This is a genomic window from Antarcticimicrobium sp. (assembly GCF_029212575.1).
GTDB lineage: Bacteria > Pseudomonadota > Alphaproteobacteria > Rhodobacterales > Rhodobacteraceae > Antarcticimicrobium.
This window is the reverse complement of record NZ_JARGPK010000055.1, coordinates 80,600-100,901: the sequence shown is the minus strand read 5'-3', so window position 1 is coordinate 100,901 and position 20,302 is coordinate 80,600. Positions and strand designations below refer to the sequence as shown.

Genomic DNA, 20,302 nt, shown 5'->3' with positions numbered 1-20,302 from the left:
TGCTTGCGTCAAAGGGACGCTTTTTTGATCTAAATCAAATAATGAGGCCGGTCCATGCCATCAGAAACCTACCACCCGTTCGACACGGCTCTGCCGGGGGACGAGGCGCTTTCGATCCTGAAAAGCGCCACGAACGGGGCGGATGACGGAGAAATCTACATCGAGCGGCGCAAGTCCGAGGCGCTGGTGTTCGACGACGGGCGGTTGCACACCGCCAGCTATGACGCCTCCGAGGGATTCGGGCTGCGCGCGGTGCGCGGCGAGGTGGCCGGTTACGCCCATTCCACCGAAGTCTCGATCCCCGCGCTGCGCCGCGCCGCCGAGACCGCGCGGCTGGCGGTCGGCGACGGCGGCGGCACGCTGGCCGATCCGCCGCAGCCCACCAACCGGCATCTGTATACGGATGCGGACCCGATCGGCGGCGTCGATTTCCCGGTCAAGATCGAGACCCTGCGCGAGATTGATGCCTTTTCGCGCGACCTGGACCCGCGCGTGGTGCAGGTCTCGGCCACGCTGGCGGCCTCGCTGCAGGAGGTTGCCATCCTGCGTCCCGACGGGGTGCAGGTGCGCGACACCCGGCCGATGACCCGGCTCAACGTCTCGGTCATCGTCGAACAGAACGGCCGACGCGAGACCGGCACCGCCGGTGGCGGCGGGCGCGTCGGCCTCGACGGGCTGATCGACCCGGCGGACTGGCAGGCCAAGGCGCGCGAGGCGCTTCGGATCGCGCTGGTGAACCTCGACGCGGTGCCGGCCCCGGCCGGTATCATGGAGGTGGCGCTGGGCCCGGGCTGGCCCGGCATCCTGCTGCACGAGGCGATCGGCCACGGGCTGGAGGGCGATTTCAACCGCAAGGGCAGCTCGGCCTTTGCCGGGTTGATGGGCCAGCGGGTGGCCGCCCCCGGCGTGACCGTGCTGGATGACGGCACCTTGCCCGACCGGCGCGGCTCGATCACCGTGGACGACGAGGGCACGCCCTCGCGGCGCAACGTGCTGATCGAGGACGGCATCCTGGTGGGCTACATGCAGGACCGGCAGAACGCCCGGCTAATGGGAGTGGAGCCCACCGGCAACGGGCGACGGCAAAGCTATGCCCACGCGCCGATGCCGCGGATGACCAACACCTACATGCTGGGCGGCGACGCCGATCCGGGCGCGTTGGTGGCCGACATCAAGAACGGCATCTGGGCGGTCGGCTTTGGCGGCGGCCAGGTGGACATCACCAACGGCAAGTTCGTGTTTTCCTGCACCGAGGCCTACCGGGTGCAGAACGGCAAGGTCGGCGCGCCGGTGAAGGGGGCGACATTGATCGGCGACGGGCCGACCTCGCTGCAGCACATCCGGGCGCTGGGCAACGACATGGCGCTGGACCCCGGCATGGGCAATTGCGGCAAGGCCGGGCAATGGGTGCCGGTGGGCGTGGGCCAGCCGACGGTGCTGATGGACCGGCTGACCGTGGGCGGATCGGCCGCCTGATCCGGGAAATCGTGCAGAATCGTGGCGGATTTGCCTTAATTCCGCCACGATTCACCGCCTGTTAACGTCCGGCGTTCTACAGCTGTTCCGCACGCAGGCGGAGCCACGGATGACCGAGACGCAGCAATCTTCCCCCCACCCACTCACTCCTCCCACCTCGGAAGATGACCGGTTTGCCTGGCTTCGCCTGCTGCGTTCCTACCGGGTAGGCAATTCCACCTTTTTCCGGCTGATGGCCGAACACGGCAGCGCCCAGCGCGCGCTGGCGGCGCTGCCTTCGGTGGCGCGCAACGCCGGGCTGGAGCGCTATGCCCCCTGCCCCGAGGGGCAGATCGAGGCCGAACTGGCGGCCGCGCGCGCTGCGGGTGCCGCGCTGATCTGCATCGGTGAGCCCCGCTATCCCGCCGATCTGGCGCGCATCTCCGACGCGCCGCCGATGCTCTGGGCGGTGGGCGACGCGGCGCTGCTCGCGCGGCGCGCGGTGGCGCTGGTGGGGGCGCGCAACGCCTCGTCGCTGGGCACCCGGATGGCACGGGCCCTGGCGCGCGAACTGGGCGCGGAGGGCATCGTGGTGACCTCGGGCCTGGCGCGCGGCGTGGATGCGGCGGCGCATCTGGCGGCGCTGGAGACCGGAACCGTCGCGGTTCTGGCGGGCGGCGTCGACGTGATCTACCCGCCGGAGAACGCGGGGCTGGCCGCCGACATCGCAAAGCGCGGGTTGCTGATTTCAGAGCAACCGATGGGCACGGCGCCGCAGGCGCGGCATTTCCCGCGCCGCAACCGCATCATCTCCGGGCTGGCGCAGGCGGTCGTGGTGGTCGAGGCCGCGGCGCGGTCGGGCAGCCTGATCACCGCGCGCGACGCGCTGGATCAGGGGCGCGAGGTGCTGGCGGTGCCGGGCCACCCGTTCGACGCCCGCGCGGCGGGCTGCAACATGCTGATCCGCGACGGCGCCACGCTGGTGCGCGGCGGCAGGGACGTGATCGCGGCGCTGCCGCAGCAGGAGACGACGGCGGAGCAACCCGAACTGCCGGCCGCCCCCCCGGCCCCGCCTGCCCCGCCGCCGGACAAGCGCAGCCTGCGCGAGACGGCGAGGCTGCACCAGCAGATCCTGTCGCGGCTGGGCCCCTCGCCGCTGGGCGAGGACCAGCTGATTCGCGACCTTTCGATACCGCCGGGACAGGTCGGCCCGGCGCTGGTGGATCTGGAACTGGAGGGCAAGATCACCCGCCAGGCCGGTGGGCTGCTGTCGCTGCCGCAATAGGCGTTTGTAACCAGTGCGATCTGGCTCGCCCGGTCACCCGGGGCGGATAAGGGATCGAATGGTAAACGGGTGAGACGCGGGGGACGGTGCCGCCCGGGCAACCGGCACGCCGGCCCCCGCGGAGCGGCGGCGCGCGCGGCGCTACATCCCCTGGCAGGCCTCGGGGATCACCGGGCGCCAGATCGCGCAGATCGGGCCATAGGCGTACCAGACGTCCGAGGCGCCCATCGCCCAATGCACCGCGACCCAGGTCCGCCCCGACCGGAGGTAGAGCGCTTGCATCGTCACGCCGCCCTCCATCTGCGGGTCGATCTCTCCACGGGCCACACCGGGGGTCTGCCAGAGCTGGATCGCACCGCCACCGGGACGCTGCGGCGAGACCGAGGCAAAACCCAGGTCGCCGCTGACGCGCAATTCGTGAACCATGAATTCCACCGGCGCGCCCAGCAGCCAGGCCGCATGCGGGCGCAGCGCGTCCATCAGCGCCGCGCGAAGCTCGGTCCCGCGCTGCGGCTCGTGCCAGCCCTGCGCCAGTGCCGGGATCGAACCGGTGAGCAGAAAAACAACCGTGATCACCGCGCGCAGCATGGCAGTTTCCTCCCTGCAATTTGGCGGAATCGCCAGTGCTCCGCCGGGAACATTCTGTGCCGAAACGGCGCGGATTGACAATCCGCTCTTGCGCCCCGCATGGTGGCCCGCCATAGAAAGCGCCGATTAAGTCGCGAGAGGTTTTCCGCTAAATGCCCGTAGTTGTTGTCGAATCCCCGGCCAAAGCAAAAACGATCAACAAATATCTCGGCCCCAACTACACCGTTCTGGCGTCTTACGGGCATGTGCGCGACCTGCCGCCCAAGGACGGATCGGTCGATCCCGAGCATGATTTCGACATGAAATGGGAGATCGCCGCCGACAGCCGCAAACATGTCAAGGCGATCGCCGATGCGCTGAAAGAGGACAACGCGCTGATCCTCGCCACCGACCCCGACCGCGAGGGCGAGGCGATCAGCTGGCACCTGCAGGAGGCGCTGACCAAGCGCAAGTCGATCAAGAAGGACACCGCGGTGTCGCGGGTGACCTTCAACGCCATCACCAAGGACGCGGTGACCGAGGCGATGAAACACCCCCGTGACGTAGATGCGCCGCTGGTCGAGGCCTATCTGGCGCGCCGCGCGCTGGATTACCTTGTGGGCTTCAACCTCTCGCCGGTGCTCTGGCGCAAGCTGCCCGGGGCTAAATCGGCGGGACGCGTGCAATCGGTCTGCCTGCGGCTGATCGTCGAACGCGAGATGGAGATCGAGGCGTTCAACCCGCGCGAATACTGGACGGTCAAGGCGGTGCTTTCCACCCCGCGCGGGCAGGAGTACGAGGCCCGGCTGACGATCCTGGCGGGCAAGAAGCTCGACAAATTCGACATCGAGAACGGCACCCAGGCCGAGCTGGCGGTGCAGGCGATCACCAGCCGCGATCTGAGCGTCGCCAGCGTCGAGGCCAAGCCGGCCAACCGCAACCCCTCGCCCCCCTTCATGACCTCGACCCTGCAGCAGGAGGCCAGCCGCAAGTTCGGCATGGGCGCGCGCCAGACCATGAGCACGGCACAGCGCCTCTACGAAGCGGGCTATATCACCTACATGCGGACCGACGGCATCGACATGGCACCCGAGGCGGTCACCGCCGCGCGCGACGCGATCAAGGAGCGCTACGGCGCCGAATACGTGCCCGGCAGCCCGCGCATCTACAAGAACAAGGCCAAGAACGCGCAGGAAGCGCACGAATGTATCCGCCCGACCGAGATGACCCGCGACGCCGAGGCGCTGAAGGGGGCGGATGCGGATCAGCGCAAGCTTTACGACCTGATCTGGAAACGCACGCTGGCCAGCCAGATGGAGGCGGCCCGGCTGGAACGCACCACGGTCGAGATCGCTAGCGCCGACGGCCAGGTCGGGCTGCGCGCGACCGGGCAGGTGGTGCTGTTCGACGGGTTCATGCGGGTCTACGAGGAGGGGCGCGACGACGTCACCGACGAGGACGACAAGCGCCTGCCGCAGATCATGCAGGGCGAGAAGGCGGAAAAGCGCGGCGTGACGCCCGAGCAGCATTTCACCCAGCCGCCGCCGCGCTATACCGAGGCGACGCTGGTCAAGAAGATGGAAGAACTGGGCATCGGGCGGCCCTCGACCTATGCCAGCATCGTCACCACGATCCAGGACCGGGGCTATGTCCGCAAGGAAAAGAACCGGCTGATCCCCGAGGACAAGGGCCGGTTGGTGATCGCCTTTCTGCAGAACTATTTCCGCAGATACGTGGGCTATGACTTTACCGCCGAGCTCGAGAACGAGCTGGACGAGGTCAGCGCCGGCGAGGCCGATTACAAGGACGTTCTGGCGCGGTTCTGGCGCGATTTCTCGGCCGCCATCGCCGAGACCTCTGAACTGCGCATCACCGAGGTGCTGGAAAAGATCAACGAGGTGCTGGAGCCGCACCTGTTCCCCCCGAAGGAGGACGGCAGCGATCCCCGGCTCTGCCCCAATTGCGGCGCGGGCCGGCTGAGCATGCGCACGGCGCGCTCGGGCGGGGCCTTCATCGGCTGTTCGAACTACCCCGAGTGCCGCTATACCCGCCCCTTCGGCCCGCCGGGCATGGAGAGCGACGAAATCGGCCCGGACGGCAAGATCCTGGGCTATGACAATGACGAGGTGATCAGCCTGCGCAAGGGGCGGTTCGGCCCCTATGTGCAGCGCGGCGAGGCCACCGAGGAGGTGCCGAAACCGCCGCGCGCCTCGATTCCCAAGGGCTGGGAACTGGACCAGATCGACCTGGACAAGGCGCTGATGCTGCTGAACCTGCCGCGCGAGATCGGGGCGCACCCCGAGGATGGCGAGATGATCGAGGCGGCGATCGGTCGCTACGGGCCTTACGTCAGGCACGGCAAGATCTATGCCAACCTCAAGGACGTCGAGGATGTCTTTACCATCGGCATCAACCGCGCCGTGGACGAGTTGGCCAAGAAGGCCGCGCGCGGTGGGCGCGGGGCAGCGGCCAAGCCGCTCAAGGAGCTGGGCGAACACCCCACCGAGGGCGGGCCGGTGAACGTGATGGATGGCCGCTACGGTCCTTATGTCAAATGGGGCAAGGTCAACGCCACCCTGCCGAAAGAGACCGAGCCGGCGGACCTGACCATGGAGCAGGCGGTTGCGCTGATCGCAGAGAAGGCGGCCAAGAAGAAGCCCGCGCGCAAGACCGCCGCCAAGAAGACCGCGGCGCCGAAGAAGGCCGCACCGAAAAAGAAACCAGCGGCCAAGAAAACGGCGGCGGGGGAGTAGGCCGCGCCGGGTCCGATGTGAAACGGCGCGTCGCCCGGGCGGCGCGCTTTTTCCTATCGTGTGGGGGGCAAGGGCCGGTTCGAACCCATTTTACCTGCCTCCTGCCAAGCTACGAACGTCATGGTCATTGCCTTTCCGTTTTCGCAACGCGCCCGGAACGCCAAGATCGACAGCTAAATCGATCCAGTTTGATCCACGCCTGACATGGCTTCTGGCTGGTCGAGCTCATCCGAAGTCGAAGATGTCCTCGGATAAGGCCTTCATTTTCAGACCAACCAGATCGAACGAACCTCCGTCGTAGTCCACTCTGACGCCGTCGGCGATCCTGGAGAAGATCAGATCGGAATAGTCGGCCTTCATGATTCTGATCGTGTCGCTTCTTGCATTGAAGTCCTCGATCGTGTCCCGGCCTTCGTTCATCTTCGCGTCGAAAACGAAAACGTCCCGCCCGGAACCGCCCTTCAGGGTATCCGGCCCCTTGCCTCCGGAAAGCGTGTCGTTCCCACGGCCGCCATTCAGCAGATCCGCGCCTTGTCCGCCCACAAGCGTGTCGTTCCCACGGCCACCATTCAGCAGATCCGCACCTCGCCCCCCGACAAGCCTGTCACCACCGTCGAATCCGTCCAGCCGATCATCGCCCTTGAGGCCGGAAATCCTGTCGCCATCTTGCGTGCCCAGCCGCCAATCGTCCCCCCGCGTCGAACTGAAATCGATTTCTACTTCGAGTGTCTCCAACCGGGTGAGCAAAGCGGTTCCTTCGGTCGCGTCGCCGTAAATTGACGAATACAACACCAGGTCCCCATTCGGCAGAGTCGCGGTATCGAGAATCGTATAGCTGAAAAACAGGTCCGAGCCGGGAACTTCGGAGGCGTTGCCCAATTGGCGACCGGCATTGTCGAAGAACGCGATGTTGGTGCTGTCGGACTGCCAGACCACCGAAAATGCGCCGTTGTCGAGAACGTCGAGGGAGAGCTGCGACGGCATGCTTGCATACCCCCCAGGAACCTTGTCCGCAGTATGCAGCGTGGTCGTGGACCCGACCTGTTCGCCGTGCTTGTCAAAAATATTGTATTTGAGCGATATATAGTTGACCCAGCCACTCTCGGGCGTTTCGAGCCAGAACACCGCGAAACCGCCGCCTTTCAACTGCACCAGTTCGTGGGTATGAACGCCCTTGTCTGCTTCGAAAGGGTCGGCCAGGGTCAGCGTCTCGGACTTCGCCACGCCGAATTTGTCAACGACGACACCCAGAACCTTCTTTTCACCATAGTCGTTTGCCTGCCAGGTGACGAGTCTGTCCTGCTTCTTCAATGTAAGGGGGCCGAAGGCATCTTCAGGAACAAAGCTGTGAAACGGATCGGGGCGATGGCTGGTCAGAAAATACTCATCCCCGACAGGGGTTCCATCGGTTGCGTACTTCTGGGCCACCATTTTCTGGCCCACCTGAATGACAGCGAGCACATCTCCGCCAGCCAGGGTTTGCAGCTTGGCATCGTATGAATAGCCATGATCGTCATAATCGGCCGGGATAGAACTCTTGACTGTTCCCAGGCCGGACCGGGTGGACGTCACGATAACCTGTTCCGTCTCTGACGGATAATCGGCACTGTCTGCGAACTGGCGAAAACTCAGGAACAGCGTGCCGGTGTCGGAGATGTCGGCGTCGGTCAGCAACGTTGGAGGCCATGCGCCCGTCTCAAGCGTTCTGCCCGATTGGTCGTAGATGGTATAGGTATCCTCAACGGCGAAGTCACTCAGCGATGCGACAATGACATTGGTGACCGGATAGCTGTCCTTGTCGGGGCCTTTGTCGATGGCATCCCCACCAAGCAGCGTGATCCTGCCATCATGGATACCGGCGATCCGCGCGACGTTCAGGTCGAACGGGCGTCCATAAGTCTGTGAAATCAGGTCGACGGCACCTGTGCCAGCAACATACTCAATCATTGTTTGCTACTCGAGTGGTTTTGGTTCTGAAAAAACCGGCCTTCCTCGATTGAAGGGCCTCATCCCCTTTTATTGACACCGTTTTTTGCCTACATCAATCCTGAAAATCTGTTGCACCAACTGTGCGATGATGCGGGCAAATGGCACGCAATATGATCGCAACTTCCGGTTGCGAAGGCGGAGTTGATCGGCGTTTGACCGGGGAGCGCTGTTTGCGGGCAAACGGTCTTGACCAAACGCCGCAGGCCGAGCTTGCACGCGTGCCCGCCTTGTCCGCAAGGCCGACGGTTCCGCATGCACGGGACTGGCCCGTTGGAGCGGGTCACGGAAAAGCCAACCAAGGGGTAAAGCCCCGGAAAGCCCCTGTTCACATCGCCGCTCAGGCGAGGATATCGTCGCTCAACGCGCCGATCGTGGTGTCCAGAACCCTGAGCGTGTCGCCCCCGCCGAAGTCGAACAGCACGTCCTCGCCTACCTGCGTGGCCTGGGTCAGGATCTCGGCGGCCCCGTCCAGTTTGCGGAACACCAGCCTATCCAGATCGTCGCGGAAATCGGTGATCGTGTCGTTGCCGCCGGACGAGCGGAAGATGAACCTGTCGGCCCCGCCGCCGCCGGTCAGCCTGTCGTCCCCGGCCTGCCCGTTCAGCCGGTCACGGTGGGCGCCGCCGATGAGCCTGTCGTCACCGGCGCCGCCATCCAGCCGGTCGCGCCCTGCCCCGCCCTTGAGCCTGTCGTCGCCGGCGTCGCCCCTGAGCCGGTCGCGCCCTGCCCCGCCCAGCAGCGTGTCGTCCCCCTCTCCGCCCTTGATCACATCCGCGCCGGTGAGCGCGGCGATCCGGTCATCACCCGCGCCGCCCGACAGGCGGTCATCGCCGGTCAGGGTGGCCGAGGCGACGAAGGGGATCTCGTAGCCGCCGAAGAACTCGAGGTAGTCGGTGATGGAGGTGCCATAGGCATCGCTGCGGTCGAGGCTGCCGTCGGAGCGCACCCAGTCGCGCAGCCCGCCCGCGCCCAGCAGATGCGCCCCGGCCAGCATGCCGCTGGCGGTCAGGTGGATGCCGCCGATCACATGGCCGAGCACCGCATCGACCTCCACCGCCCCGATATAGCGCCACAAAAGCTTCATCCACTCCTCCGCGGCGGTGTCCTGCGCCCCCGGCGCGGCAAGGAAATCGGCGGCGGAGGTAATCCCCAGCTTACCACTGAACCCGGCGTCGAAATGGTTATCGTAAGGGTTGGCGTCGCGGATGACGAAGCCGAGATCGACAAGCGCCGCTTCGCCGAACTGATAGGCGCCGAGATAGCCCAACGTGTTCACCGCGCTGTAGTCGCCGGAGGATTCGCGCATCCGCAGCGCGTCGAGGAACTCCGCATAGGTTCCGGTCATGGGGCCTCCGTCCTTGCAACCCTGGTCACTTGCCTCACCCGGGAATCGACTCGGGCGTGCCGGGGCGGGAGTGAACCGCGAGATTGTGGCACTTCGACGTCGGGAAAGCGGCGGCCAGCCCCCTTCCGGGGACCATCCCGCGTATTTCTACGGATTGGGGTATTTCTACGTATTGGCCGGGTGGGGTCAGTCAGGATACATGCAGCCGCAGCATAGGCGCAGCCGGGGCGGAACATTGACTCTTGCCGCCCTGCCCGGCAGTGATTGCCGCAACCTGGGTTTTAGGGAGTGATCCATGAATAAGATATACCCCACCGCCGCCGACGCGCTGGATGGCGTGCTGTTCGACGGCATGCTGATCGCGGCAGGCGGCTTCGGCCTCTGCGGCATCCCGGAACTGCTGATCGCAGCGATCCGCGACGCCGGCACCAAGGATCTGACCGTCGCCTCCAACAACGCCGGTGTCGACGATTTCGGGCTGGGTGTTCTGCTCCAGACCAAGCAGGTCAAGAAGATGATGTCCTCCTACGTGGGCGAGACCGCGGAATTCATGCGCCAGTACCTGTCGGGCGAGCTGGAGCTGGAGTTCAACCCGCAGGGCACCCTGGCCGAGCGCATGCGCGCCGGCGGCTGCGGCATCCCCGGGTTCTATACCAAGACCGGGGTCGGCACCGTCATCGCCGATGGCAAGGAGGTCAAGACCTTCAACGGCCAGGACTACATCCTGGAAGAGGGCATTTTCGCCGATCTGTCCATCGTCAAGGCGTGGAAGGCCGACACCACCGGCAACCTGGTGTTCCGCAAGACCGCCCGCAACTTCAACCCGCCAGCGGCGATGTGCGGCAAGATCTGCGTCGTCGAGGTCGAGGAAATCGTCGAACCCGGCACGCTGGACCCCGACAGCATCCACCTGCCCGGCGTCTACGTGCACCGCATCGTGCAGGGCACGCACGAAAAGCGCATCGAACAGCGCACCACCCGCAAGCGTGAGGAGGCCTGAACCATGGCATGGGACCGCAACCAAATGGCCGAGCGCGCCGCGCAAGAGCTGGAAGACGGCATGTATGTGAACCTCGGCATCGGGATTCCGACGCTGGTGGCGAACTATGTCGGCGACAAGGACATCACGCTGCAATCGGAAAACGGCATGCTGGGCATGGGCCCGTTTCCCTTTGAGGGGGACGAGGATCCCGACCTGATCAACGCCGGCAAGCAGACCATCACCGAGCTTCGCCGCACCGCCTATTTCGACAGCGCCACCTCGTTCGGGATGATCCGCGGCGGAAAGATCGCCGCCGCGATCCTGGGCGCGATGGAGGTCAGCGAGAACGGCGATCTGGCCAACTGGATGATCCCCGGCAAGCTGGTCAAGGGCATGGGCGGCGCGATGGACCTGGTCGCCGGCGTCGGCCGCGTGATCGTGGTGATGGACCACACCAACAAGGCCGGCGAAAGCAAGGTTCTCAAGGACTGCACGCTGCCGCTGACCGGCAAGGGCGTGGTCGACCGCATCATCACCAACCTCGGTGTGCTGGACGTGGATCACAAGGGGCTGCACATCGTCGAGCTTGCGCCCGGCGTGACCCACGAGGAAATGGTCGCCTCGACCGAGGCCACCATCGTCTGACCGGCCTTGCCCCGGCACCGGGCCGGGGCAAGGCTCAGTCCATTGCGTTGAAGACGCAGCCGTCCGAGATCAGCTCGGGCGGTGTCAGGCACAGCCCGCGCGCCACCTGGAACGCGGCCAGCACCTTTGGCACGTAATCGCGGGTCTCGGCGAATGGCGGCACGCCGCCGTGGTTGGCGACCGACCCCTCGCCCGCGTTGTAGCCGGCGAGCACCAGGATCGGGTCGTTGCCGAACCGTTCCATCAGCCAGTCGAGATATTTCACCCCGCCCGCGATGTTGTCGTCGGGCGCGAGGCTGTCGGTGACGCCGAACCGCGTGGCGGTATCGGGCATCAGCTGCATCAGCCCCTGCGCCCCGGCGCCACTGACTGCATCGGGCCGGCCGCCGGATTCCACTGCGATCACCGCCAGCACCAGCGCCGGGGAGACCCGCGTGCCCACGGTCGCCGTGAGGATCGGGATGCCGCGGGCGCGGGCGATCTCCTGCAGCGCCTGCAGACGCGGCGCGGCCACCTCCTGCGCGCCGCTGAGCAATTGCAGCGCGCCCTGCAGCCGCCCCGGGCTGGCCTCGGCCAGGTCCGGCGAGATGGTCTGCCAGAACCAGTCGTAGCGCCCGGGGGACGACGGCGCCCCGGCGCCCTTTGGGGCGGGATCGACCGGCGGCGGGGCGGCGGCCAGCCGCGCGGCCTGTTCCTCCGGGTCGATCTGAACGGTGATCCGGCGCGCGGTGCCGGGGGCCGGCGGCCTGACCCGCTTGGCCTGAAACTCCGGATAGGGTGCGGGCGCCTCGGCGCCGGCGGGCAAGACGGCGCATGCCAGCACGAGCGCTGCCGCGCCGATGTCTCTGAACTGCATCTGCTCGCCTCTTTGCTCTCGGCGTTTTTCGGGAGTCTGGGTCAAATCCGCCTTCGAGGCCAGATTTTCCGCCCTATTTTTGTCATTTTTGCCGGTTTTGACACCGTTTTGCATCGGACGCTTGGTAATTTCCGATCGATGCGGGGAATTATCCTTCAAATTTTTCAATATCATATGCCGAAACCCGCAGATCGGATCCGATTGCTCCGAAAAATCCGCCTTTTGGCCCAATTCCTGCCACGAGTGCTTGGCTATATGACGTCAGACCACGACGGACGGAGCCGATGAGAGAGCAGGTTCCATCGGACGACGGGGTTACCGAATACACTCTTGCGATCCTTTGGAGGGACCAACCATGATCAAGTTTATCAAGAATTTCCGCAAAGACGAAAACGGCGCCGTGACTGTCGACTGGGTCGTGCTGACCGCCGCCGTCGTCGCCCTGGCCGGCGCCGCCTATACCGCGATTTCGGACGGCACCACCAGCCTGACCGAGTCGACCGGCGAGTTCATCGAGGGCAAGGATCCCAGCTGATCCGTCGCATCGAAATGTGTCATCATCGGCCGCGTCCCGTCAGGGTCGCGGCCTTTGCTGCGTGCTGCACTGGCCTGATGCCCCACTGCGCAGCTGCGCCCGCACCCGACGAACGGGCCCCGAAATTTCTTTCCACCGCCAAATTGCTGCCCCAATCACCGCCTTTAATCGCCCTTGCCACGTCGAGCGGGTCCGGGTGAGAACGGACGACAGACCGGTCGGCGCGGTTCGAGCAAAAGCCATCAACCCCCCGGAGGGACCAACAATGATCAAGTTCATCAAGAATTTCCGCAAGGACGAAAACGGCGCCGTGACTGTCGACTGGGTCGTGCTGACCGCCGCCGTTGTCGCCCTGGCCGGCGCTGCCTATACCGCGATTTCGGACGGCACCACCAGCCTGACCGAGTCGACCGGCGAGTTCATCGAAGGCAAGGATCCCAGCTGATCCGTTGCCGAAATTCCAGCGCTTGTCTTGGGGCCGTGTTCCGTTTCCGGGACGCGGCCCCGAGCCTGAATGGGCCGGTCCGAACAGACAGGACGGCAAGGAGGTTGTGATGTTCAAGGTAATTAAGAGGCTGGCCCGCGACGAGAGGGGCGCAGTCACGGTGGACTGGGTCGTGCTCACCGCCGCGGTCGTCGCCCTTTGCGGCCTCGCCATCGCGGCGCTGCAGGAGGCCTCGGGCGGCCTGGGCGAAAACGTGGGCGAATACCTGGCAGACAAGGAATTCGAGTAACCGACAGCTCCGGCGCGGGGCATATGCCCCGCCGAAACCGGAAGGCCACCCCGAATTCGCCACAATTTCCGGGTAGGGTTTGATCAGTTTCACTCTCCAACCGCCTCGGCGGCAGAGAACAAACGGTGAGAGGTATCGCTATGCGTGCAGTCTTTGGCCTTGTTCTGGTCATCGGTGTCGCCCTCGCGGGTGGCGCAGTCTACATGGCCAAGAACTACATCAACAATTACCAGCAGGCGCTGGCAAAGGAAAGATCCACGCGCGAGGCCGTGGTGCCCACCCGCGAGGTCTATGTCGCCCGCCGCGCCCTGCGCTACGGCGAGGCGCTGACCGAGGACAGCCTGCGCAAGGTGCGCTGGCCGCAGAACGCGATCCCCGAGGGGGCCTTTACCAGCCTTGAGGACCTGATCTCGGAAGATCCCACCAAGACCCGCGTGGTGCTGCGCGCGATGGAAAAGGACGAGGCAATCCTCGCCGTCAAGGTGACCAAGCCGGGCCAGGACGCCGGGCTGACCTCGCAACTGGCGCGCGGCATGCGGGCCTTTGCGATCCGGGTCGATGTGTCCTCGGGGGTGTCGGGGTTCCTGCGGCCGGGCGACCGGGTGGACGTCTACTGGACCGGCTCGATCCGCGACACGGTCGAAGGCGCCCGCGGCGAGGTGACCCGCCTGATCGAATCCGGGGTACAGCTGATCGCCGTGGACCAGACCGCCGACGGGGACGTCGATGGCGCCACCATCGCCCGCACCGTCACCGTGTCGGTGCGCCCCGAACAGGTTGCCGCCCTGGCCCAGGCGCAGACCACCGGCCGGCTGTCGCTGGCGCTGGTGGGGGTCGAGGACGACACCATCGTCGAAGCGATCGAGGTCGATCAGCGCGCCTTGCTGGGGCTCGAGGACCTGGAGAAGGCCGAGGTGACCAAGACGCCCGAGGTCTGCACCATCCGCACCCGGCGCGGCTCGGAAGTGGTCGAAATTCCAATCCCCTGCACGAACTGAGTGACCACCGGGCAGAGCCGGAATTGGGCGGTCCTGGATGGGCCGCCCATCTGCTGTTGCCGGTTGTCCACATAAGCGTACGGGTGGAAATCATTGATTCTTGAAAAAAAATCCTTTATCCCCCAAAGTGAATATTACGGCCGGACAACAAGATCTGGCACTGAGGCGTGATCGGAGAGGCAGGTCACATGGCATTGAACCACTGGATGAAGGCCGCCCTGCTTGGGGTGGCGCTTGGCATGATGGCTCCTGTTGGAACGCCGGTTCACGCCGAGACGCTGCGCGTCGTCAAGAAGGGCACGGCCACGGTACTGGACGTCCCGATGAACCGGGCGGTGGTAGTCGAAAGCGACGAACCCTTTGCCGAGCTGAGCATTGCCAATCCCGGCATCGCCGATATCTCCTCGCTGTCGGATCGCACCATCTACGTGCTGGGCAAATCCCCCGGCCTGACCACGCTGACGTTGCTCGACGCCTCCGGGCGGCTGATCACCAACGTCGATGTCAAGGTCGCCGCCGATGTCACCGAGTTCAAGGAGCGGCTGCGCCAGATCCTGCCGGGCGAAAAGATCGAGGTGCGCACCGCCAACGATGGCATCGTGCTGTCGGGGACCGCGTCGAGCGCGCAAAAGCTGCAGCGGGCATTGGACCTTGCAGAACGCTATGCGCCCGAACGGGTGTCCAACCTGATGAGTGTCGGCGGCGTGCAGCAGGTGATGCTGAAGGTCCGCTTTGCCGAGATGCAACGCAACGTGTCGAAATCGCTCAGTTCCTCGCTCGGGGTCACCGGAGGCACCAATTTCGGCGCAACCGGCGGCACCGGCACGCTGAACAACCAGACTTCGCTGACCAATTCGCTGATCGGCAACATTCCCACCGCCAACGACAACGCCGGCGCCGTCGTCTTCGGCTTCAACGCCGGTGCCTTCCAGGTCAACCTGCTGCTCGAAGCGCTGGAACAGAAGGGCGTGGTGCGCACCCTGGCCGAGCCCAATCTCTCGGCGCTTTCGGGACAGGAGGCGACCTTTCTCGCCGGTGGCGAATACCCGATCCCGGTGGCGCAGGACAACGGGGTCTATACCATCGAATTCAAGCCCTTCGGCATCGAGCTGGCCTTTGTGCCGCGGGTGGTGGACGGCGATCTGATCAACCTGGAACTCAAGGCCGCAGTTTCTGCCATCGACAGCTCCAACACCATCAATGTCAACGGTTTCGAGGTCGGCTCGTTCTCGCGGCGGGAGACCTCGACCACGGTGGAGATGCGCGACGGCGAAAGTTTTGCCATCGCCGGTCTGATCCAGGACAATTTCCTCGACAATGCCTCCCAGATTCCCTGGCTCGGCGACGTGCCGGTTCTGGGCTCGCTGTTCCGCAGCGCCGACTACCAACGCAGCCAGACCGAGCTTGTGATCATCACCACCGCGCATCTGGTCACCCCGACGCGCGGCGAGGCACTCGCCCTGCCCACGGACCGGGTGAAACCGCCGACCGAAAGCGACCTGTTCCTGTTCGGGCGCACCGGCTCGACCGAACGGCTGCCGCGCGGCCCGGCCAGTGAAGTGGCCAAGCAGGATTTCAGCGGGTCCTACGGCTACGTGATGGACTGAGGGGGGAGGACCGGCATGCACAAGTTGATCGCAGGTCTCGGACTGACACTGGCGCTGGGGGCTTGTGCCCAGACATGGGGGCCGGTTCCCAACAGCTTCCTGCGGGAGGCCGGCGCTCAGGTCGATACCGGCATGTTCGGCAATGCCACCCTGAACAACACCATGATCATGAACGGCGAAAAGGACTATCTGGTCAGCCTTGCCAACCGGTTCGCCGAAGAGGTGCCGACCACCATTACCTTTGCCTTCGACAGCGCGCATCTCGACAGCGCCGCGCGCGCGGTCCTGTCCCGGCAGGCCGACTGGATCCGGCAGTTTCCCGAGGTTCGTTTCCGCGTCTACGGCCATACCGACGCGGTCGGTTCCGACGCCTACAACCGCCGCCTTGGCCAGCGCCGCGCCAATACGGCGGTCGCCTATCTGATGTCCCGCGGCATCAGCCGCGCCCGGCTCGAGGCCGTGGTCTCCTATGGCGAGCGGCAGCCGCTGATCGTGACCCAGGGCCGAGAGCGGCGCAACCGCCGCACCGTGACCGAGGTTTCGGGCTTCCTGAAACGGCATCCCACTGTTCTTGATGGGAAATACGCACAGGTCGTCTATCGCGAATACGTCGAGAGCGCGGTGCCGCCGACCGGGTTGAGCCAAAACCAGTCATCGCTCAACGAAGGACAATAGCCTTCGAGAGAGAGAACCGTCGCGGGTTTCCCCACAATTGGGGTTTTTCGGCCCAAATCTCGCCCAGATTGTCAACGATGTTATCGGTAATGGGAAACGTGCGACCGCAATGAGTCGTACGCCGGACCTCGGGCAGCCCCGACAGGGCGCGTCCGGCCTAAAGGCCCGGAGATGACCGAACAAAGGAACTTGGCAATGGGCAGCGCTGTGCAGCAAACGGAATTCGCACCGATCGTCGCCTGTACGATCAGTCGGGACGTCCAGAACTTCGACCTTCTGATCGAAGACATGGAAACCGCGCTTGGCGAGAATTGGGGCGACCTGGGATTTGCCGAGGCGCTGGCCTTTTTTGGGCAACCCGAGGCGGACGCCCTGGAATTCGTCGCCCTGGCCATCGACCGCGACGACGAAGACAACCTCGTCCTGCTGGACGAGATCATCGGCCAGGCCAAGGCGCGCGGGATCAACGTCATCCTGATCGCGGAGGATGTCACCCCGGCCTCGCTGCATCAGTTGCTGCGCAAGGGGGCCGAGGAATTCGTGCCCTACCCACTGCCCGAGGGCGAATTGCAGGAAGCCATCGACCGGATCAGGACGCAGCCCGTTGCCGCGGTTCCGGTTCCGGCCGCCGCGCAGCTGTCCAGCGGCGCCGAGAAAGAGGGGGCTGTGATCGTCGTGCACGGGTTGGCCGGCGGCACCGGCGCCACCACCCTGGCGGTGAACCTGGCCTGGGAACTGGCCAATTCGGACGACAAGGACGCCCCGGGCGTCTGCCTGATCGACCTGGATCTTCAATACGGCTCGGTCGCCACCTATCTCGACCTGCCGCGCCGCGAGATCGTGTTTGACATGCTGTCGGATACCGAGAGCATGGACGACGACATCTTCGCTCAGGCCCTGCAGACCTTCGACGACAAGCTGCACGTGTTGACCGCGCCCACCGACATGGTTCCGCTCGACCTGGTGTCGCCGGACGACGTGCAGCGCCTGATCGACATGGCCCGCAAGCATTTCGACTATGTCGTGATCGACATGCCCAAGACCATCGTGCAATGGGCGGAAACCACGCTGCAGGCGGCGCATGTCTATTTCGCCATGGTGGAGCTTGACATGCGCTCGGCCCAGAACACGCTGCGGCTGAAGCGCGCGCTGCAATCCGAGGACCTGCCGTTCAACAAGATGCGCTTCGCGCTGAACCGGGCCCCGAAATTCACCGATCTGTCGGGCAAGAGCCGGGTTCGTCGCATGGGCGAGTCGCTGGGTATTTCGATCGACCTGCAGCTGCCCGATGGCGGCCGGCAGATCACCCAGGCCTGCGATCATGGTCAACCGCTGGCCTCGTCCTGCGGCAAGAATCCACTGCGACGCGAGATCGCCAAACTGGCCCAGTCAATCCACGACCTGGGCCAGGAAGAGGCCGAAGCGGCCTGACACCGACAAAGGGGCAATAACGATGTTTTCCAAGTTCAAGAAAGAAGCCGCGGCGGCCGGAACCTCGCGCGCGAACGTGACCCGGCTGAAACCGCAAGCCCCCAAGGTCGAAGAGGCGCCGAAACAGTCGATACGGCTGCGCAAGCCGATGCCGGCGGCCAACGCCAAAGCCCCCCCGGAGGACCGTGAACGCAAGCGCAAGGAACGCATGAGCGAGATCAAGCTCGAACTGCACCGTGCGCTGCTCGACAACCTCAACCTTTCGGCGCTGGAACATGCCACCGAGGCCGACCTGCGCGCCGAGATCGGCACGATCGCCAGCGAGATCCTCGAGGAAAAAAGCATCGTGCTCAACCGCGAGGACCGGCAGACCCTGATCAAGGAACTCTACGATGAGGTCACCGGCCTGGGGCCGCTTGAGACACTGCTGCGGGACGAAACGGTCAGCGACATCCTCGTCAACGGCCCGCACCAGATCTTTGTCGAACGCGACGGCAAGCTGCAAATCAGCGATGTCACCTTCAAGGACGAACGCCACCTGCTGCGGATCATCGACAAGATCGTCTCGGCGGTGGGTCGGCGGGTGGATGAATCCAACCCCTATGTCGACGCGCGCCTGGCCGACGGGTCGCGCTTCAACGCGATGGTGCCGCCGGTCGCGGTGGATGGATCGCTGGTCTCGATCCGGAAATTCAAGAAGGACAAGCTGAGCATCGACGAACTGGTGAATTTCGGCGCCTTCACCGAGGAAATGGCGGCCTATCTCCAGGCCGCGGTCGCCACGCGGCTGAACGTCATCGTCTCGGGCGGTACCGGCTCGGGCAAGACGACGACGCTGAACGCGCTGTCCAGCTTCATCGACAACTCCGAGCGCATCCTGACCATCGAGGATACGGCGGAACTCCAGCTTCAGCAGGTCCACGTTGGCCGGATGGAAAGCCGCCCGGCCAACGTCGAGGGCAAGGGCGAGGTCACCGCGCGCGACTGTCTCAAGAACGCGCTCCGGATGCGCCCCGACCGCATCATCGTCGGCGAGACCCGCGGCGAGGAAGTGATCGACATGCTGCAGGCGATGAACACCGGCCACGACGGATCGATGACCACGATCCACGCCAACTCGGCCCGCGACGCGGTCAGCCGGCTGGAGAACATGGTCGCCATGGCCGGGATCGAGATGCCGATCAAGGCGCTGCGCAGCCAGATCGCAAGCGCCGCCAACCTGATCGTGCAGGCCAGCCGGTTGCAGGACGGCTCGCGCCGCATGGTCTCGATCACCGAGGTGACCGGCATGGAGGGCGACGTGATCTCGATGCAGGAGATTTTTCGCTATCAGCGCGTCGGGCTGACACCGGAGAACAAGATCATCGGCCATTTCACCGCCACCGGCGTGCGCAGCCATTTCTCGGAACGGTTCCGGATGTGGGGCTACGACCTGCCGGCCTCGATCTATGAACCCACCACGATGGAGATGTCGTGATGCAATTCGGCGTGGAAGCGATCATTTACGGCCTGATTTTTATCGGCGTGCTGGTGCTGGTCGAGGGCATCTACCTGGTGTCCTTCGGCAAGTCGATCAGCCTGAACAACAAGGTCAACCGCCGGCTGGAGATGCTCAACAACGGCGCCGGGCGCGAACAGGTGCTGGAGCAGCTGCGCAAGGAAATGCGCCAGCACATGAAGACGCAGTCGATCCCGCTCTATTCGCTGATCTCGGACAAGGCGCAGAAGGCGGCCATCGCCTTTACCCCGCGCCAGTTGATCATGATCATGGGCGGGCTGGCCATGCTGGCCTTTGCCGTGCTGACCATCGGCACCGAGACCAGCCCGCTGGTCTGCGCGATCGCCTCGCTGGGGATCGGCATCGGCGCGGTCTATTTCTGGATCAACCACAAGGCCAAGAAGCGTATGGCGCTGATCGAGGAGCAGCTTCCCGACGCGATCGAACTGATGGTCCGCAGCCTGCGCGTCGGGCACCCGTTCACCTCGGCGATCCAGATCGTGGCGCAAGAGGTCGAGGACCCGCTGGCGACCGAGTTCGGCATCATCGCCGACGAGGCCGCCTATGGCCGCGACGTGGCCGAGGCATTGAAGGAAATGTCGGAGCGTCTGGACATGCAGGACATGCGGTTCCTGGCCGTGGCAGTGACCATTCAACAGCAGTCCGGCGGCAACCTCGCCGAGGTTCTGGCCGGGCTGGCAAAGGTGATCCGGGCCCGTTTCCGCCTGTTCCGCCGGGTCAAGGCGATCACCGCCGAGGCACAATGGTCGGGCAAGTTCCTGTCGGCCTTCCCCCTGCTGTGCCTGGTCGGTCTGCTGGTCAAGGATCCCGGCTACTATGACGAGGTGATGACCCATCCGTGGTTCGTTCCCGCCTGCTTCGTCGTCGGCATCTTTCTGAGCGCGAATCTTTTCGTGATGCGCATGCTGACCAACATCAAAGTGTGA

General features: G+C 64.9%; 18 protein-coding genes. 14 read left to right on the top strand and 4 right to left on the bottom strand.

Translation table 11 applies throughout. The features are described from left to right. Positions 1-54 precede the first annotated feature (54 nt). Positions 55-1,476, top strand: a complete 1,422-nt coding sequence (gene tldD / locus P1U75_RS11765) for a metalloprotease TldD (RefSeq protein WP_300243489.1) — start codon at positions 55-57, stop codon at positions 1,474-1,476. Positions 1,477-1,585: 109 nt separating this feature from the next. Further along, positions 1,586-2,740 (top strand): DNA-processing protein DprA, encoded by a 1,155-nt coding sequence (gene dprA / locus P1U75_RS11760; RefSeq protein WP_300243487.1) that lies wholly within the window; start codon positions 1,586-1,588, stop codon positions 2,738-2,740. 141 nt (positions 2,741-2,881) lie between these two features. Here dprA and P1U75_RS11755 read toward each other — a convergent pair whose 3' ends face one another. After that, on the bottom strand, positions 2,882-3,328 hold the full coding sequence (locus P1U75_RS11755) for a hypothetical protein (protein ID WP_300243485.1): 447 nt from the start codon (positions 3,326-3,328) through the stop codon (positions 2,882-2,884). A gap of 152 nt (positions 3,329-3,480) precedes the next feature. Here P1U75_RS11755 and topA point away from each other — a divergent pair, with 152 nt between their 5' ends. Continuing rightward, the gene (gene topA, locus P1U75_RS11750) at positions 3,481-6,060 is read left to right on the top strand and encodes a type I DNA topoisomerase (RefSeq protein WP_300243483.1); all 2,580 of its coding nucleotides are present in this window, start codon (positions 3,481-3,483) and stop codon (positions 6,058-6,060) included. 225 nt (positions 6,061-6,285) lie between these two features. Here topA and P1U75_RS11745 read toward each other — a convergent pair whose 3' ends face one another. Together P1U75_RS11745 and P1U75_RS11740 are read right to left on the bottom strand one after the other, a co-directional pair. Further along, positions 6,286-8,007 carry a hypothetical protein gene (locus P1U75_RS11745; RefSeq protein WP_300243481.1) on the bottom strand — a complete coding sequence of 574 codons (1,722 nt, stop codon included), beginning with the start codon at positions 8,005-8,007 and terminating at the stop codon, positions 6,286-6,288. A 379-nt stretch (positions 8,008-8,386) separates the two neighbouring features. Beyond that, the gene (locus P1U75_RS11740) at positions 8,387-9,394 is read right to left on the bottom strand and encodes a hypothetical protein (RefSeq protein WP_300243479.1); all 1,008 of its coding nucleotides are present in this window, start codon (positions 9,392-9,394) and stop codon (positions 8,387-8,389) included. A gap of 295 nt (positions 9,395-9,689) precedes the next feature. Between P1U75_RS11740 and P1U75_RS11735 the strand changes: the two genes are divergently transcribed. Further along, positions 9,690-10,394, top strand: a complete 705-nt coding sequence (locus tag P1U75_RS11735) for a CoA transferase subunit A (RefSeq protein WP_300243477.1) — start codon at positions 9,690-9,692, stop codon at positions 10,392-10,394. A gap of 3 nt (positions 10,395-10,397) precedes the next feature. Then, positions 10,398-11,021 carry a 3-oxoacid CoA-transferase subunit B gene (locus P1U75_RS11730; protein ID WP_300243475.1) on the top strand — a complete coding sequence of 208 codons (624 nt, stop codon included), beginning with the start codon at positions 10,398-10,400 and terminating at the stop codon, positions 11,019-11,021. 34 nt (positions 11,022-11,055) lie between these two features. Here P1U75_RS11730 and P1U75_RS11725 read toward each other — a convergent pair whose 3' ends face one another. Beyond that, positions 11,056-11,877 (bottom strand): lytic transglycosylase domain-containing protein, encoded by an 822-nt coding sequence (locus P1U75_RS11725; RefSeq protein WP_300243474.1) that lies wholly within the window; start codon positions 11,875-11,877, stop codon positions 11,056-11,058. Positions 11,878-12,232: 355 nt separating this feature from the next. Between P1U75_RS11725 and P1U75_RS11720 the strand changes: the two genes are divergently transcribed. The 9 genes from P1U75_RS11720 (at position 12,233) to P1U75_RS11680 (ending at position 20,302) form a co-directional block, all read left to right on the top strand. Then, positions 12,233-12,412 (top strand): hypothetical protein, encoded by a 180-nt coding sequence (locus P1U75_RS11720; RefSeq protein WP_300243472.1) that lies wholly within the window; start codon positions 12,233-12,235, stop codon positions 12,410-12,412. Positions 12,413-12,677: 265 nt separating this feature from the next. Continuing rightward, the gene (locus P1U75_RS11715; RefSeq protein ID WP_300243472.1) at positions 12,678-12,857 is read left to right on the top strand and encodes a hypothetical protein; all 180 of its coding nucleotides are present in this window, start codon (positions 12,678-12,680) and stop codon (positions 12,855-12,857) included. 109 nt (positions 12,858-12,966) lie between these two features. Then, complete coding sequence (locus P1U75_RS11710) at positions 12,967-13,146, top strand: hypothetical protein (RefSeq protein ID WP_300243470.1); 180 nt, start codon at positions 12,967-12,969, stop codon at positions 13,144-13,146. 140 nt (positions 13,147-13,286) lie between these two features. Then, the gene (gene cpaB, locus P1U75_RS11705) at positions 13,287-14,144 is read left to right on the top strand and encodes a Flp pilus assembly protein CpaB (protein WP_300243468.1); all 858 of its coding nucleotides are present in this window, start codon (positions 13,287-13,289) and stop codon (positions 14,142-14,144) included. A gap of 188 nt (positions 14,145-14,332) precedes the next feature. Then, positions 14,333-15,751, top strand: coding sequence for a type II and III secretion system protein family protein (locus P1U75_RS11700; protein WP_300243466.1), 1,419 nt, complete (start codon positions 14,333-14,335; stop codon positions 15,749-15,751). A 15-nt stretch (positions 15,752-15,766) separates the two neighbouring features. Further along, on the top strand, positions 15,767-16,426 hold the full coding sequence (locus P1U75_RS11695; RefSeq protein ID WP_300243464.1) for an OmpA family protein: 660 nt from the start codon (positions 15,767-15,769) through the stop codon (positions 16,424-16,426). Between the two features lie 195 nt (positions 16,427-16,621). After that, complete coding sequence (locus tag P1U75_RS11690) at positions 16,622-17,857, top strand: AAA family ATPase (protein ID WP_300243462.1); 1,236 nt, start codon at positions 16,622-16,624, stop codon at positions 17,855-17,857. A gap of 22 nt (positions 17,858-17,879) precedes the next feature. After that, positions 17,880-19,334, top strand: a complete 1,455-nt coding sequence (locus P1U75_RS11685; RefSeq protein ID WP_300243460.1) for a CpaF family protein — start codon at positions 17,880-17,882, stop codon at positions 19,332-19,334. Beyond that, entirely contained in the window at positions 19,334-20,302 is a 969-nt protein-coding gene (locus P1U75_RS11680) for a type II secretion system F family protein (RefSeq protein WP_300243458.1), read from the top strand. Before P1U75_RS11685 ends, P1U75_RS11680 begins: the two co-directional genes overlap by 1 nt.